Source organism: Acinetobacter sp. 1294243, assembly GCF_000588015.1.
GTDB classification, from domain to species: domain Bacteria; phylum Pseudomonadota; class Gammaproteobacteria; order Pseudomonadales; family Moraxellaceae; genus Acinetobacter; species Acinetobacter pittii.
The window spans coordinates 46,515-61,019 of the sequence record NZ_JFXG01000020.1; the positions used below are offsets into that span (position 1 = coordinate 46,515).

Annotated in this window: 14 protein-coding genes; 6 read left to right on the forward strand and 8 right to left on the reverse strand. The window is 35.4% G+C overall.

Annotation, left to right across the window (positions count from 1 at the left end; genetic code table 11):
- Window positions 1-123: 123 nt before the first annotated feature.
- Complete coding sequence (gene folE2 / locus J655_RS21335) at window positions 124-1,026, reverse strand: GTP cyclohydrolase FolE2 (RefSeq protein ID WP_032007517.1); 903 nt, start codon at window positions 1,024-1,026, stop codon at window positions 124-126.
- A 910-nt stretch (window positions 1,027-1,936) separates the two neighbouring features.
- Here folE2 and J655_RS21340 point away from each other — a divergent pair.
- The 4 genes from J655_RS21340 to J655_RS21355 all read left to right on the forward strand — a co-directional run bounded on the left by J655_RS21340 (window position 1,937) and on the right by J655_RS21355 (window position 6,144).
- Window positions 1,937-2,500, forward strand: a complete 564-nt coding sequence (locus J655_RS21340; RefSeq protein ID WP_032053076.1) for a TetR/AcrR family transcriptional regulator — start codon at window positions 1,937-1,939, stop codon at window positions 2,498-2,500.
- Between the two features lie 316 nt (window positions 2,501-2,816).
- Window positions 2,817-3,881, forward strand: coding sequence for a catalase family peroxidase (locus J655_RS21345; protein ID WP_017386646.1), 1,065 nt, complete (start codon window positions 2,817-2,819; stop codon window positions 3,879-3,881).
- A 12-nt stretch (window positions 3,882-3,893) separates the two neighbouring features.
- Window positions 3,894-4,490 (forward strand): cytochrome b, encoded by a 597-nt coding sequence (locus tag J655_RS21350; RefSeq protein ID WP_032053078.1) that lies wholly within the window; start codon window positions 3,894-3,896, stop codon window positions 4,488-4,490.
- 349 nt (window positions 4,491-4,839) lie between these two features.
- Window positions 4,840-6,144: an MFS transporter gene (locus tag J655_RS21355; RefSeq protein ID WP_032053080.1), complete on the forward strand. Its 1,305-nt coding sequence runs from the start codon at window positions 4,840-4,842 to the stop codon at window positions 6,142-6,144.
- A gap of 87 nt (window positions 6,145-6,231) precedes the next feature.
- On the opposite strand, the gene J655_RS21360 is transcribed toward J655_RS21355, so the two are convergent.
- Entirely contained in the window at window positions 6,232-6,669 is a 438-nt protein-coding gene (locus J655_RS21360; RefSeq protein ID WP_032053081.1) for a DUF2147 domain-containing protein, read from the reverse strand.
- A gap of 698 nt (window positions 6,670-7,367) precedes the next feature.
- Here J655_RS21360 and J655_RS21365 point away from each other — a divergent pair.
- Window positions 7,368-7,943, forward strand: a complete 576-nt coding sequence (locus tag J655_RS21365) for a hypothetical protein (protein WP_228132278.1) — start codon at window positions 7,368-7,370, stop codon at window positions 7,941-7,943.
- A gap of 538 nt (window positions 7,944-8,481) precedes the next feature.
- The gene (locus J655_RS21370; RefSeq protein ID WP_017481446.1) at window positions 8,482-8,952 is read left to right on the forward strand and encodes a spore coat U domain-containing protein; all 471 of its coding nucleotides are present in this window, start codon (window positions 8,482-8,484) and stop codon (window positions 8,950-8,952) included.
- Between the two features lie 124 nt (window positions 8,953-9,076).
- Here J655_RS21370 and J655_RS21375 read toward each other — a convergent pair whose 3' ends face one another.
- The 6 genes from J655_RS21375 to J655_RS21400 all read right to left on the reverse strand — a co-directional run bounded on the left by J655_RS21375 (window position 9,077) and on the right by J655_RS21400 (window position 14,465).
- Window positions 9,077-10,105: a MerR family transcriptional regulator gene (locus J655_RS21375; protein WP_017481447.1), complete on the reverse strand. Its 1,029-nt coding sequence runs from the start codon at window positions 10,103-10,105 to the stop codon at window positions 9,077-9,079.
- A gap of 215 nt (window positions 10,106-10,320) precedes the next feature.
- The gene (locus J655_RS21380) at window positions 10,321-11,019 is read right to left on the reverse strand and encodes a DUF1826 domain-containing protein (RefSeq protein ID WP_032053085.1); all 699 of its coding nucleotides are present in this window, start codon (window positions 11,017-11,019) and stop codon (window positions 10,321-10,323) included.
- A 178-nt stretch (window positions 11,020-11,197) separates the two neighbouring features.
- Window positions 11,198-11,818, reverse strand: a complete 621-nt coding sequence (locus tag J655_RS21385) for an NUDIX hydrolase (protein WP_032053087.1) — start codon at window positions 11,816-11,818, stop codon at window positions 11,198-11,200.
- Window positions 11,819-11,954: 136 nt separating this feature from the next.
- Window positions 11,955-12,713 (reverse strand): HD domain-containing protein, encoded by a 759-nt coding sequence (locus J655_RS21390; protein ID WP_032053089.1) that lies wholly within the window; start codon window positions 12,711-12,713, stop codon window positions 11,955-11,957.
- Window positions 12,714-13,080: 367 nt separating this feature from the next.
- Window positions 13,081-13,794, reverse strand: coding sequence for an IS3 family transposase (locus J655_RS21395; protein ID WP_155762643.1), 714 nt, complete (start codon window positions 13,792-13,794; stop codon window positions 13,081-13,083).
- A gap of 161 nt (window positions 13,795-13,955) precedes the next feature.
- Window positions 13,956-14,465 (reverse strand): helix-turn-helix domain-containing protein, encoded by a 510-nt coding sequence (locus J655_RS21400; protein ID WP_002120495.1) that lies wholly within the window; start codon window positions 14,463-14,465, stop codon window positions 13,956-13,958.
- Between the last annotated feature and the right edge of the window lie 40 nt (window positions 14,466-14,505).

Sequence of the window (14,505 nt, forward strand, 5' to 3'; positions counted from 1 at the left end):
CCGTTTAAATCTGTTTATTTAAGTTGGGATATTGAGGGTAGTAAGTTGAAACTATTTAATTTGTGACAAACAACAGTCATTTTTGTAAAAATCTTGATCAGTTTCAGATATATATAAAATGTCCTACCATTGCCATGACCCTTTTGCCACAGCATCATGCGCATGTAGGCTTTCTGCATGAGTCACTTTAAATTTGAAACCATGAATATTTTTGTGATGTATAAACGAACCATAAAGGCGTCTTAATGCATCTTCGCAGAACATTAGATTTTGACCGTTGGCAACCGCAAATGCCTGTTCATCAATACGCTTCACGGCAGTTTGCACAGGAGTCATTAATGCCAGTTCAGCTTGGTTTATAAATTCGATGAGTGGAATGTTTTGAAGATTTTGATCTAATTTAAATTGAAGGAGGGCAAAACTTCTTTGGCTATGGGGCGTTGCTGCAATTGCATCTGTGGTATTTAACCAGTTCATAATGTCTTGTTGGTTAAGTCGAATTTCTTGATTTTGTAAGGCCGACTCAAACCGTTGTTGAATAATATTTCTTGAAAGTGCCGCAGAGCATGGGCAGGTTGAAGAATAGGGGATCTCGACTTTTAATTCTGCCTCAAATTGATCATTAGAAAGTTGGCCTGACAAAACAAAAGGATAGCTTTTCCACCCTGAAAGCTTGCTGACTAAGGCTGATCGCTCGATATAAAGTTTACTGTGAATTTCAATTTTGGCATGCTGCGATAAATCTTGATGGCTATCTAAAAAGTCCTCTAAAACTAATTTTAAATCAGGCATATTTATATTTTCGAGTGATGTTAACTCTAAAAGTCGTGTGTAAAGACGCGACATATGAATGCCTTTTGCTAAAGGGTCATCCAGACTGACATAAGCATTTACGTGGCTTGGGCATAAGGTATTTTCAATTCGAACGGGTAATGCAATGTTTTCCATGCCAACCCAATCAAGGCGGTGGCTATAGGCATTTGGTAAAGTTGGCTCGGCAGATATATCTGGGAGAACAAGGTTCATTTATTAGCGGCTTATATTGTGATGTTAATGTTATGTTATAACATAACATTAATGGGTGGCAAGTTTGCTATAGGCCTTAATGGAGTTAAATAACATTGAATAAGTAAACATAGATATATAAGCTCCTTGTCTCTTTCCGTAATGGTAGGACGGGAGAGGGACACCTATGGTGTGCTAGTTGAGTGACTAGTCTGTCAACCCTTTTCCGTTTTGCCACCATAACTTTGATGTTTTGGCAGAACTTCTAATAAAAAGAGAAGCTAACGGTCATTTATTAAAGCCTAAGCTCAAATATTTACTTTAATTTTCAATCCCAATTTAACAATAAATTTTAATTATTTAGCCTTAGTTTTTTAATGATCTATTTTAAAACAAATGTCATTTTGTGTGCTTGACTGCAATAAATGTGAAGCTTATCCTTTGCCTGCTGGCCACATTGCCAGTCGGTTTTAGCAGACCGAGATGAAAGATCGCATCAGAGTTATTCCGTCTGAGGGATACTCTTATGTGTAAACTCCTCGTTCCCTCCCGTAGCGGTAGGACGGGAGAGGGACACCTTCGGGTGTGCTGGTTATATCTTTCACCAGTCTGCTAACCCTTTCTCGTTCTGCCACCATAAATTTAATGTCTGGCAGAACTCTAAATAAAAAGGAGTTGGCTTTCACATCCATTATTTCTTGGCTCTCAATGCCAAAAGCTATAACGACACAGCTTAAAAAACTAAAGCAGCTTGATTGCCCTAAGGTTTTCAAGCTTTAAATCGTCACGACCAAAAAACTTACTCAACAATAAAACTTGAGATGTGCCAAGCACAGTCTTTATAGGCTTTGCTGTGCCTTTTTTCTCCCAGAAAAGGCAAAGGTTTTTTATCTCATTTATATACAACAAGAATTTTTATAACGGTAAAACTATGCCAAAGTTAGTTCTCTCAACACGCGCTATTCAAGTTATTAATACGTCGATTGATTTATTTCAGCATCACGGCTTTCATACGGTTGGGGTCGACAGAATTGTGAAAGAGTCAAAAATTACTAAAGCGACCTTTTATAACTTTTTTCATTCAAAAGAGCGGTTTATTGAAATCTGCCTAATTGTGCAAAAAGAACGTCTAAAAGAAAAAGTGGTTTCAATTGTTGAGTACGACCAAGGCTTAAGCGTGAAGGAAAAACTTAAGAAACTTTATTTCTTACATACTGATTTAGAGGGACTGTACTATTTATTGTTTAAAGCCATGTTTGAAACAAAACTGACCCATCCAAAAGCCTATCAAACCGCGTTGAGATATAGAACGTGGCTCATTAATGAAATCTATAGTCAGCTTAGAGCACTCAAAAGGGATGCGACTTTTCAGGACGCCAAGCTATTTCTATATATGATTGAAGGCATAATTATTCAGCTTTTAAGTTCAGAACAGAAAGATGAGAGAGAAAGGGTGTTAGATTGTTTTCTCATCTCTACTATTAATTATCACTAGTTAACGAGCTCGCTTTTAAAAAGATCACCTCTTCGGACTCTTTCGGTCAAAGTCGGCGCTTCTAGATTCTTCGTTCTTATGCTGTATTTATCTCCATTCAAATGTTAATAAGATTAATACTAACCCCGAGGTGCGTACCTTATATGATCGGGAAATAAATATTATATTAAGGCTTATCTCTATTGGATCCAGAACTTTCGGGATTTTATTTACTGAGCTAATTTTGAACGTGATTCCATCAATGTAAGTAAATCTCTTTTGACATGATGAAACTCTTTTTTAGGGATGCAGCCATACAATTTACACAGGATGAAGAATGAATAATTTGAATTTTAAAACTCTAAAGAAGTACTGGCTGCGATTCGTGGGTATTGCTGTAATCGCGGGCTCCTTAGTATTGGCATTTGCTTGGGTCGCTGGTCTATTTGGACATCGCACCACAAGCAAAACTTTTTTGGGAGACTCATTAAATAACTTTGATCCCGGATATCGACGTGCACACGGTAAGGGTATTTGTTTTGATGGCACTTACCACAGTAATGGTGCGGCGGCGGCACTCTCTAAAGCCACTGTATTTGCCAAGTCTGATATACCCGCGATTGGCCGTTTTTCTATTGGAAGTGGTAACCCGCATGCGGCAGATAATTCGACAGCAACAGTAAGTATGGCTTTATTACTTTCCGCAGCTGATCATTCACAATGGCGCATGAAATTAAATAACTTTCCTTATTTCCCTACACGAAATGCTGAAGGTTTTTTGGCGCAGCAAAAAGCATTTAAACCAGTTCCAGCTACTGGCAAACCCGATCCAGCCCTAGTTGAGGCTTTCTTAAAAGAATATCCAGAAGCACGTAAGTCTATTGAGCAAAAGGCAAAGATGCCATTAACCGGTAGTTTCAGCGGTGCAGAATTTTATGTCGTAAATGCTTTTATATTGCGAGCCGCCAATGGACAAGAACAGCCAGTTCGTTGGTCTATGCGTCCTCATTCAAAATTTATTAGCCTTACGAAAGAACAACGTGATCAAGCTGGCCATGATTTCTTATTTAAAGACATCAAAAAACGTTTAGCTGAAGGGCCGCTATATTGGGATTTAGTTTTGCAACTTGCCGAGCCGGGAGACCCAGTGAATGACCCATCTCAACCGTGGCCAAAAGAACGTAAAGAAGTGATAGCAGGAACATTGGAAGTCAAAAATGTAACTGAACAGGTAAATGGCGTTTGCCGTGACATTAACTTTGATCCAACACTAGTTCCACCCGGAATTGAGTTATCAGATGATCCGGTACTCGCGGCGCGAGCAAGCATCTATTCACAATCTTACAATGCTCGCTTACGTGAAATTGGATTTGGCAAAGCAACGGATGCCGTGGGCAAATAGGAGAGATCAGCCATGCAAAACAAATCTAACGATAATGCTCCACGTCATTTTAATTTGACTGCTCGAATTCTACATTGGCTTATAGCGGTAGCGATTTTGGCCATGCTATTTATTGGTGTGGGAATGACAACCTCAATCACTTGGCGTCCGTGGTTAATCGATATCCATCGTCCTTTAGGAATCGCAATCTTATTATTGGTCATCATAAGGTTAATAAACCGACTCTATTTTCCAATTCCACCTTTGCCGCCGACATTACCACGCTGGCAGGCGTTTATTGCCCATGCATCACATTGGCTGCTTTATCTTTTGATGTTTAGTTTGCCATTGCTCGGATGGGCAACGCTATCGGCAGGTAACTGGCCTGTAACTTTATTTCCGGGTTGGGACCTTCCACCAATCGCTCCAACCAACTCGACGCTCTATGCATGGTTCCGTACTCTACACGGAATTTTGGCTTGGCTACTATTTGCTGTGGTTATTGGTCATCTGTCCGCTGCGTTATTACATGCATGGATTTATCGCGATGGCGTATTCTCAAGTATGGCTTTGGGTTCTTCTAAACCATCAAGTAATGGATCTTCTGCTGAAAAGAAGAATGCTGATTGAGGGGAGTGATTTAGCTCTTAAGCTCAGATTAGGCGGACGAGAGGGAAAAGATTTTCGATTGTTTTTTTAATCATCTGTTTGAATCTAAAAATAATTTAAATAATAGGATGTATGGTTTGCTTGTTTTTTTGTTAGATGAGCAGACCATAGCCCCTGTGCAATAAGTTGAGATCATTACTTCGACATAATCAAATCACCAGATCTAACTTTTTGTTTATATTATAAAAAAATAATATTTTGACTTTGTTGGCATATTATTGCTATTTTATTTTACGTTAATCGTAAATTGATTACGTATTGCATAATTAAAATGAATTAATTTAAAGCATGTCATGGAGAAGGGAATACCATGAAAGAAGTTGCATTAAGTGATCTGATCAATCAGCAGAAAGTTGGACGCTATCAAAAATTTATTCTGACCACCTGTTTATTACTGATGATTATGGATGGCTATGACATTCAGTCTATGGCTTACGCGGCCCCAATGATTATAGAAGAATGGGGTGTTCAAAAATCCATGCTAGGAATTGTGTTTAGCGCCAGCTTATTTGGTTTGTTTGTCGGATCATTTTTATTAAGTTCACTCTCTGATCGTTTTGGCCGCCGTCCCATCTTACTGATCTCGACTTTTATGTTCTCGGTATTGATGCTGGTGACACCACATGTGGGCAATATTGAGCAATTGACAGCAATCCGCTTTGTTACAGGAATTTTTTTAGGAGGGATCATGCCAAATGTTATGGCTTATAGCTCCGAAATTGTTCCATTCAAATCTCGTATTTTCACCATGATGGTCATTTCTTGTGGCTATACGGTAGGGGCAATGTTAGGGGGCGGTATATCCGCCTTATTAGTTCCTTGGGGAGGCTGGCAGGCAATTTTCTATTTTGGCGGTATTGTTCCTTTAATTATTTTCTTTATCACATACTTTAAGCTGCCAGAATCTTTATATTTTTTGAGTGAAGATCATAAAAATAATCCTAAGATTTTATTTTGGTTAAAGAAGTTTTATCCCGCATTAACATTCAATTCAGAAATAAAAATCATCAATAACACTGAAGTTGAGGTTAAAAAGTCACCGCTTGAGTTATTTAAAAATCAGCGTGCGTTTTTTACCTATTCCATCTGGATCATCAGTATTTTAAATATGATCAGTCTATATTTTCTGGCGAACTGGCTCCCGACTTTGGCTAAAGAATCAGGGCTCTCACTAAATCAGGCATTGATGATCGGTTCCACTCTACAATTAGGCGGTACGGTTGGTAGTGTTGTGATGGGCCTTAAAATCGATAAGACAGGATTTTATAAAGTATTAATTCCTGTTTTTTTGGTTGCAGTGATTAGTGTTGCTTTAATTGGCTATGTTGTTAGCCATATTGTTTTATTATTTATTATCATTTTTATTGCTGGCTTTGCCATTGTTGGCGGGCAACCTGCCATTAATGCACTGTCTGCCAGTTATTACCCAGTTTCGCTTCGTACTACAGGAGTGGGCTGGAGTATTGGAATTGCCCGTTTGGGTTCGGTCATTGGGCCGCTATTTGGTGGCTACCTTTCCCAATTTCTGGTCATTACTCATTTATTTGTGATTGCTGCAATACCTTCGCTACTCGTCATTATTATGCTGATGATTCAAGCTAAGTACCGATCATAAAAAACTATTACATGCATCATGCACATATTGATTGTAATTATGATCGGTGGGTAGCCACAAAGAGTTGGTCACATGCTAGTTTATGAGCTATTTAACTCGATACCACGTTTGATTTCGGCCAATCGCAGACATACCAATGTATCCACGAGCGGTAAGTTTTTCACCATCTGGGGATACTGTTAGGCTAAAGCGATAGGTCTTATCTGACTGTGGGTCGAGAATAGATCCTTTGTCATATTTATTTTGGCCGACACTTTTTAAATTTTTGACGATGGTTAAACCAATCAAAGATTTATTTTTATAAGTACCTTCACACATCGTACATTTGTTGGCTTCACTTGGAACAAGTATTTTTTCGATGTTTGCAGAGAGGTTGCCATTTTTATCTTGGTTAAATCTTACCAGCGCTCGAGGTTGATTGGTTGCATCATCAATGGTTTTCCAAACACTGCCATGCAGTTTGTCCGATGCAAATGAATGAACCGAATAAAGGCTGAATAAAATTAATAATAAATATTTTTTCATATCAATGGTTTCTCGAATTAAAAATAAATGGTTTTAAAGGCCAGAATTATTCATTTTAAATTTAACTTCACAATTTTCTTAGTATTGAATCGATAAGCTAAACAATATGTAAAGTTATATTCTATTTTTCGCAATATTATTTTGATCAGTTTTTTTATGCAATTGCAAGAATGGACAGAATTATTCGGTTTTTAGAGATGCTGTTGGAGAGGGAGTGGTATTTATGTGTAGTACTGTGAGTTAAACAACTTCATAACAGAAAAATTAAATCTCTGTATATGAATAAAAAATTATGAAGATATTTTTAAAGACAGTTTAATTTATGATACAGTAAATAGTTACTTTATTGCTAAAATAGACTAGAATTATTATTTAGATTATTTTAATTCTATAGTGTTTTTTGTTTAATTGTTTGAAAAATATAATTTTTATAATAGGTTGTTAAAATGAATTAGTAATTTGTATCTTAAATTTTATTATTGTATTATTAAAATATTTTAAAGAAAATCTTCATAATTTGGTGTGCTTAATCTTTCAAGGAGAATAATATTCATCTTAATTTTTAGATGTGTAAGTGCTAATTAAAAATATTATAATAAACTAGTATTATTAAAAAATAATTTATACAATGTAATTGTAATTTTTTTGTAATAGTCTTTGTTGTTAAACCAAATTTTTTGGTAAGTTTAAGTGGAAAAATGATGTCGTTAGAAAATGAAAAAAATGAAAAAAAACCTTTAGATGATTATATCGTTGTTAATAAAAAATTATATATACTTAAAAGTAAGAAAAGTAAAAAACATTTTTTCTTTACGGAGAGTATTGTATATATATTAATATCATTCGCATCGTATTTTTCTTTTTACTTAGCTACAAATAAGTTTACAAACAAGAAAGAGTTAGAGAAAAATATAATTTTATTAACGGATTATTTTGGTATAGATAGTATAATAAATACTTTTCTTGGGATATTTATTGTTATTGGAATTATTTCATCTCTAAATTATGTAATAACAAGTTCAAAATTAAATCTACAATATATATTAAATCGGCTTACACATTCTTTAATTGATTTTGTGTTTTTAATGTTTTCTAGTATGTTAGGATTGTTTGCTGCTATTTTAGAGTTTACGAGTAGTTTGAATTCAGCACCTGATATTTTAAAGTTAAACAAATTGTCATGGATTGGTATTTTTGCTTTGTCTATACTATTGTTTGCGTATGTTTTTATTCTCACAATGATGAAAGAAAATAATGATGAATTTTTAGAATAGTTATTAATGAAATTTTTTAAATTAAGGGAGGAAGAAATATTTTTGAATATTTATTTTTTGGATTTTAAGAATAATTTTTAAATTCTCTTAACGTTAAAGTGAAATGTTTAAATAACGTAAATAAATGTTGTGTATGATATTTTTGACATAAAACTAATAAATATTATTTAAGTAATTAAAGTCCTGAGCAGTACGATACGTTGCATTCAATGAAGACTATTAGAGCTGTACAAATGATTTTATTTGTTAATTAGCTATTGAGTTAAGATACCAAAAAATTTCAACTCATCATCAGATAGATTGGTATAAATAATTAATAGGAATAAAAAACACCCACTACTTTTTAAATTAGTTAGATTGCGTGTAACTCATCACAAATTATAAAAATAATACGCAAATCATGTGATTAGTATAGATTGACACTGTGCAATATTAAGTCTTATAACTAAACAATCCTGAAAGCTGTTTCTTTAATAGGAACAGAAAAAACACAATATAAAGATGATTAGACATTAGAACAAAAAGTTAAGGAGAAGACATGAAAGTCATTAGACATGCCTTATTTTCTCTGATGGGAATGTTGACAATAAATAGTGCGGATGCTGGCAATGCATCTACATCGTTAAGGGTCAGTTTAACCATTCTAGAAACTTGTGAAGTTTCCACACAAGGAAACTTGGATTTTGGTTCGGTTGAACGTGCTCAGCCAGTTCCTACTGCAAGAACGGATGTAACTGTGCAATGCAGCAAAAATACACCCTATCAATTGGCTGTAACCTCTGACAATAACTTTGAACTTAAATCTACTGCCAGCCCAGCATCTGTTGCATATGTACTGTATCAAGATGCGGGCCACACTCAAATTTGGGGAGGGATGGCGGATAAAATACGTTCACGAATTGCGACTGGAATGAAAGAAAATATTCCTATTCATGGAGCGATCATATCAACTACGAATGTTCAGGCGACCAAGTATGAAGATTGGGTTCGTGTGAATGTTATATATTAATTGTAGAAACCAAAATAATCATAAATATCAAAAACTAATTTATAAAAAAACCTGTTTTTAGGGGTGCATAGAGTATTTTAAAAAGCTACACCAAACTATGGTGTAGCCAGTTGTTTTGATAGAACTAAGCACCACGCATTAATGCCGCTACTGCTTTTTCTAGAAATTGTAGCGTCACTGGTTTGAGCCAAGTACCGTCGGCAAGGCTTGGTTCATTTTGCATTGCTGTACGGATTTTTTCTTGAGTAGTTGGATTTTTGCCAGCATAGCCTTGTAGCATAGAGAGCCATTGTTGTGCCAAATGCTTTGCTCCATCACTATCTGGTGTGACCTCGGCATCAATCAATTTTTCAATATCAACCAATAATTGAGGCCATTTTTTCATCTCACGAATATAATTCTCTTTTAAAAAAGTAAACTCATCGTCAGATAAATAACGCGCAAAAATACTCAGCTTACTCTCAGAAAAAGCTTTAAGTAAAAACTCAACAACTTCTGGCGTTACGCCTAATTTTTCCTGAAATTCAGGTTCGGCTGAGTTTATGGCATTTAGTTTAACTAACCATTCTGGGTTAGCTCGCGTATTGTGCTCAAGGGTTTTCATCCACTTTCGAGCCAAGTCTTGAGCTGCTTCACTATTAGATGGTTCGCCAGCATTAAACAGTGTATTTGCTGCTTGAGTTAACTCTTGCCATTCTTGGTGGCTTTTAGTGCCTGCTTGTAAGAAAGTCAGTTTTTCAAGCTCTTCTTTTGTAAAGTATTTGTCAAACATCGCGATAAGCTCCAGTGTTTTTAGCCAATCCTCCAAACCAAGCTCTTCACCATTTATGATTTGAGATTTAAGTTTGCTGAGCTGATTTCGCAATTTCTTTTGCTCTGTCAGCCTTTGATCAATTGCTTGAATCTGCTGATCAATAATCGGTAAAAGCGCAAGATTGGGGTCTTCAAGAACCGTATGGATTTCGGCTAACGACATTCCCAGTCCTCGTAATGCTTGAATCTGATGCAAACGAGTAATGTCTTTACGGGTGTATAGTCGATAACCTGCATCGGAACGGACCGAAGGCTGAAGTAAACCGATATCGTCATAGTGATGAAGAGCACGGACAGTAAGTCCTGTTTGCTTAGCCAATTCACCAACTTTTAACAGCATCTTTTTAGCTCCTTCTTCCTTAGGCGTGTTTTATGCTAGGGGCTTACGTTACGTGAGGGTCAACTACTTTAAATCATATTTTTTCATTATTTTCGCTTTGGTAAATATTCGAATTTATTTGATTCGTTTTCGGAATATCTTAAGAGATTAGTTAAGCCAGTTTTTATTTGATAAAAATGATTTCAAGCTACTCCAGTCATGGAGTGGCAATATATTTAACAAATCAACAGCAATCGATACTCGCCATCTTTTTCAACAGGTGCTCGATGAACACAAGGTAAAACCCTTTGAGTTGGATGATCTACTGCTAAACGCCAAATATGTCCCGTACCTAAATTTACAGGTTGAGCATCGGGTTTAGGCTGATAATGCAAATCAAAAAAATACTCTGCCAAAAAAACTTCAAACTCAGTATCAGGGCCGTCATGCAATTCTTTGAGCTTTTCTCTAATTTCGGGAATTAGAACTTTTTGTTCAACCTGATCATTGGGAACAATATCACTAGCAGCGCCGTGATAGGTACATAAGAATGTATCAGTTTCAATTGGAGAGCGATCAACATGAAATGAATATACATCTGTTGAAATGAAATCTAGCTCTTCATCTCGTTCATAATATTTAAGTAAATTAAGTACAGGTGAGGCACCAAATTCAGTTAACTGCTGCATATCTTCTAAAATAATTTCTCTAGCCAAATTACCTTTTTCTGAAAGCTGTAGCGCTAATAAGTCTTCAACGGAAACTTCTGTAATATTTTCTTTTAACTCAAGTTTATCTACAACTTCTGTAAAGTCACCCACCAAATTTCTGTACCAACAAATCGCATTTGTATCTCCTTGAAACTTTGTATTTACAAGTTCAGAGAAACTAGACACTTGCCTAATTTGTTTGCTGTCAGAAAATGTATTCTTCATATAAGAATTAGATAAAATAATAGAGCATGTCTAATATTATAGCCTGAGCTTAGCCAAAAAATATTCCATTCCAATTTATTAAACCAGCTTAGACTTACTTCAGAAGAACATTCTAGAATTAAATAACTAATAGTTTTTTATCAATAATAGATATTTCTCTTTTCATTGATTTTTTTAACTAATCAAACTTAGTAATTTCTGGTACTGACTCTAAATAATCAAAAAATTGCTGTATTTGTTCTTCTGTTACCCGTGCTGTAGAAATAGGGGGTAACTCATCTCTACCAAAGAATCCAACTTCGGGTGTTTCAATACTTGGTGTCAACTCACCCTCAATAATTTCACACCAGAAGAAAGCCTTATACACATGTAAAAACATGGGAGGGTGTGGGTGCTTGGTTCTATCAGTTAAAGCTAATAATTTAATGGCCTTAACTCGTAAACCTGTCTCTTCTAGAACCTCTTTTTCAGCATTTTCCGATGCTGAGTAACCTACGTCAGCCCATCCACCCGGAACAGACCATCGCCCATCTCCAATTTCTTTTGCTAATAATAATTTATTTTCTTTAAAAACAACTGCTCTGACATCTAGTTTGGGAGTGGCATAACCTACATCTTGGAGCACGTTATTAATAAAATTTTCTGTTTTGATTTCTTTTAATTCTAATAAATACTCAATGTGCCCTAAGAGTTGTTCATAACGTTCTTTGTCATAAACATCTTTTGAATAATGTAAACCTGTTTGAGCAATACCAGTAATTTTATTTAAAGTTTCTAACCACTTCACTGAGTCATTCATTGCAACAGACGCCTTCAAGCTTATATCTTTTAGCTATGGTAAGACATACTCAGACGAAGCACTATTAAACAGTTGTTAACTGAAATTTCAAGCTGAGTCTTAATAGGTTTTGTACGATTAATAGCTCTAATTAAATTCACTCTTTAAATAAATTTGACTTAATCATGAGCGGTAAACCAAGACTACTTAATAAACTAGTTCGAGAATTTGGTACATTCTTAGTTTCTAAATTAACAAGCTCAATAAATTCTTTATTAAATTGTTTTCTAGGATATTTTTCTAAAATTTCATTTCTAAAAGAGACGGGAAGTCTATATAGACCGTCACTAATCACATCACAGGATGCACCTTGCTGTAATAGCGTAATTTCTGCTGGGTCAGAGTGATCTATATAACCGTTCATATGTAAGCAGATAGCATCTTTAATAACTCCACTTTTCTTCTCATCAAAGCTATGTTCTTTAGCCTTTAGCTCAAATTGTTTAGCACTCTCATAAGTAAAACAGTTACAACCTTTACTATGAATATGTTGCTCAGTTAAACCAATATCGTGAAAAAGTGAGGCTATTAAAAGTGACTCATCATCAAATTGCTGTTTTTGTATATTGCCTAAAGCAGCGCCCCAGAAATAGGTGCGCCATGAATGATTATAAATAGATATACTTGCTTTAGCTTCGAGCTCATCAAGCGCGACTTTAACCATTTGAGTATCTGGTATCACGATCTGATCAATATCAAAATCATCTAAAGTTTTGAACCGAAAGTAATTTATTTTTATAGAGGCCATAACACTTGGCAGCATAATTTTTTGCATTAACTTAACTTTCTCTTTGAAGCTGAGCTGACCATTTGTAGCTTGCATCCAGTGATATGAACCAATTCTTTTAGTTTTCATGATTAGCTCTCATTTTAGAGTAATTACTCTAAAATATTATCATAGATAATTTTTTGCAAGTCGTATCTTTTAAGACCTCGTTAGAACTTTGATTGATAACCATTTTATAAACCCCAATTTAACAATAAATTTTAATTATTTATCCTTACTTTTTAATGATCTATTTTAAAGCAAATGTCATTTTGTGTGCTTGACTGAAAGAGGTCTGAATATTATTCTTCGCCTGCTGGCCACATTGCCAGTCGGTCGTCGCGGACCGCTTTTTTCGACCACATCAGGATTATTTCTTCTGAGGAATAGTCTTGTGTGCATCTCGTTCCCTCCCGTAGCGGTAGGATGATCTGACCCCATAAAGTTGGACAGTTAGTTAAGCAGTTTTTAAAAACTGGTTTCTATATTGTACAGGGGATAAACCTTGTAGCTTCACCTTGATTCTCTCATGATTATAATAATGAATGTACTCTCGTATAGTTTTCTCTAACTCATCAGTTGATTGAAATTTTTCACCATGAAAGCACTCCGATTTTAATATTCCAAAGAAGCTTTCTATTACAGCATTATCTAAGCAATTTCCTTTACGAGACATACTTTGAATTAAACCATGTTGCTTTAATTGCTGTTGATAATGAGCCATTTGATATTGCCATCCTTGATCTGAATGGAGAATTGGTTTCTCATGTCGCTTAAGTTTAGCTAAAGCATGAATGAGCATATCTTTCACTAACTCATAATTGAGTTTACGTTGGATCCGGAAGGTAATAATTTCCCCATTAAATAAATCTATAATTGGTGATAGATAAAGTTTTTCACCGTTAACATTAAATTCCGTCACATCAGTTGCCCATTTCTGGTTGGGACGGTTCGCTTTAAATTGCCGTTGCATAATGTTATCGGCCACCATCCCGACACAACCACTTTTATATGAGCGATATTTTAGTGCTCTGATACGTGATTTAAGTCCCATAGTTTTCATAAGACGATATACACATTTATGGTTGATTATTATTCCTGTACTTTTCAGAGCAAGAGTAATTCTACGATAGCCATAGCATCCCTTATGCTTGTGATATATGGACTTGATCTGCTGTTTTAACTCAGTATATTAATCCTTAGAGCGTACAGCTTTCATGTGATAGAAATAAGTACTACGAGCGATCTTGGCAATACTGAGTAAGAGCTTTAATGGATAAATTTGCCTTAATTCTGAAATAACTTGAACACTGTCTGCAGTAGAAATTGAATTTAGGTACGTTGCTTCAGTTTTAAGGCTTTTAGCTTTTTTAAAAAGGCAACCTCTGCTCGTAAAGCGGTCACTTCATCAATGAGCTCCTGCTGAGATTTATCTTTGTCATCTTTTACAGACTTGGTTATTTTAGTTTTATCTTGTTTAAGCATATTGGTATAAATCCTCGTGGTATTAAACCCAGCAATCCCTTCTTTATGATACTGAGCTAGCCACCTTCTTAAAATTGACGTCCCGCTCAGATTTAACCGTCTTCTAACTTCTCTTACCGGTATCTTATCAAGAAGCATTTGTACAGCCTTGATTTTAAATTCGGAAGAGTAGTAGGTTTTTTTAGTTTTAACATTCAGGCCATCTTCACCTTGTGCCTTATAGTTTTCAATCCATAAGCGGATGGTTTGGAGATCTACATTAAATTCTTGTGAAAGGATTTTATATCCTTTACTTCCCTCTAAATAAGCTTGAATGACTTTTAATTTTAACTCTTTTGAATGCTTCGGAATTGGCATAGAGCACACCTCATAAGTTTTAAAAGTCTAACTTATGGGG

Excerpts from the sequence above, each read along its gene's own strand:
- folE2 (WP_032007517.1), bottom strand. The coding sequence starts at position 1,026 with ATGAACCTTGTTCTCCCAGATATATCTGCCGAGCCAACTTTACCAAAT.
- J655_RS21340 (WP_032053076.1), top strand. The coding sequence starts at position 1,937 with ATGCCAAAGTTAGTTCTCTCAACACGCGCTATTCAAGTTATTAATACG.
- J655_RS21345 (WP_017386646.1), top strand. The coding sequence starts at position 2,817 with ATGAATAATTTGAATTTTAAAACTCTAAAGAAGTACTGGCTGCGATTC.
- J655_RS21350 (WP_032053078.1), top strand. The coding sequence starts at position 3,894 with ATGCAAAACAAATCTAACGATAATGCTCCACGTCATTTTAATTTGACT.
- J655_RS21355 (WP_032053080.1), top strand. The coding sequence starts at position 4,840 with ATGAAAGAAGTTGCATTAAGTGATCTGATCAATCAGCAGAAAGTTGGA.
- J655_RS21360 (WP_032053081.1), bottom strand. The coding sequence starts at position 6,669 with ATGAAAAAATATTTATTATTAATTTTATTCAGCCTTTATTCGGTTCAT.
- J655_RS21365 (WP_228132278.1), top strand. The coding sequence starts at position 7,368 with ATGATGTCGTTAGAAAATGAAAAAAATGAAAAAAAACCTTTAGATGAT.
- J655_RS21370 (WP_017481446.1), top strand. The coding sequence starts at position 8,482 with ATGAAAGTCATTAGACATGCCTTATTTTCTCTGATGGGAATGTTGACA.
- J655_RS21375 (WP_017481447.1), bottom strand. The coding sequence starts at position 10,105 with ATGCTGTTAAAAGTTGGTGAATTGGCTAAGCAAACAGGACTTACTGTC.
- J655_RS21380 (WP_032053085.1), bottom strand. The coding sequence starts at position 11,019 with ATGAAGAATACATTTTCTGACAGCAAACAAATTAGGCAAGTGTCTAGT.
- J655_RS21385 (WP_032053087.1), bottom strand. The coding sequence starts at position 11,818 with ATGAATGACTCAGTGAAGTGGTTAGAAACTTTAAATAAAATTACTGGT.
- J655_RS21390 (WP_032053089.1), bottom strand. The coding sequence starts at position 12,713 with ATGAAAACTAAAAGAATTGGTTCATATCACTGGATGCAAGCTACAAAT.
- J655_RS21400 (WP_002120495.1), bottom strand. The coding sequence starts at position 14,465 with ATGCCAATTCCGAAGCATTCAAAAGAGTTAAAATTAAAAGTCATTCAA.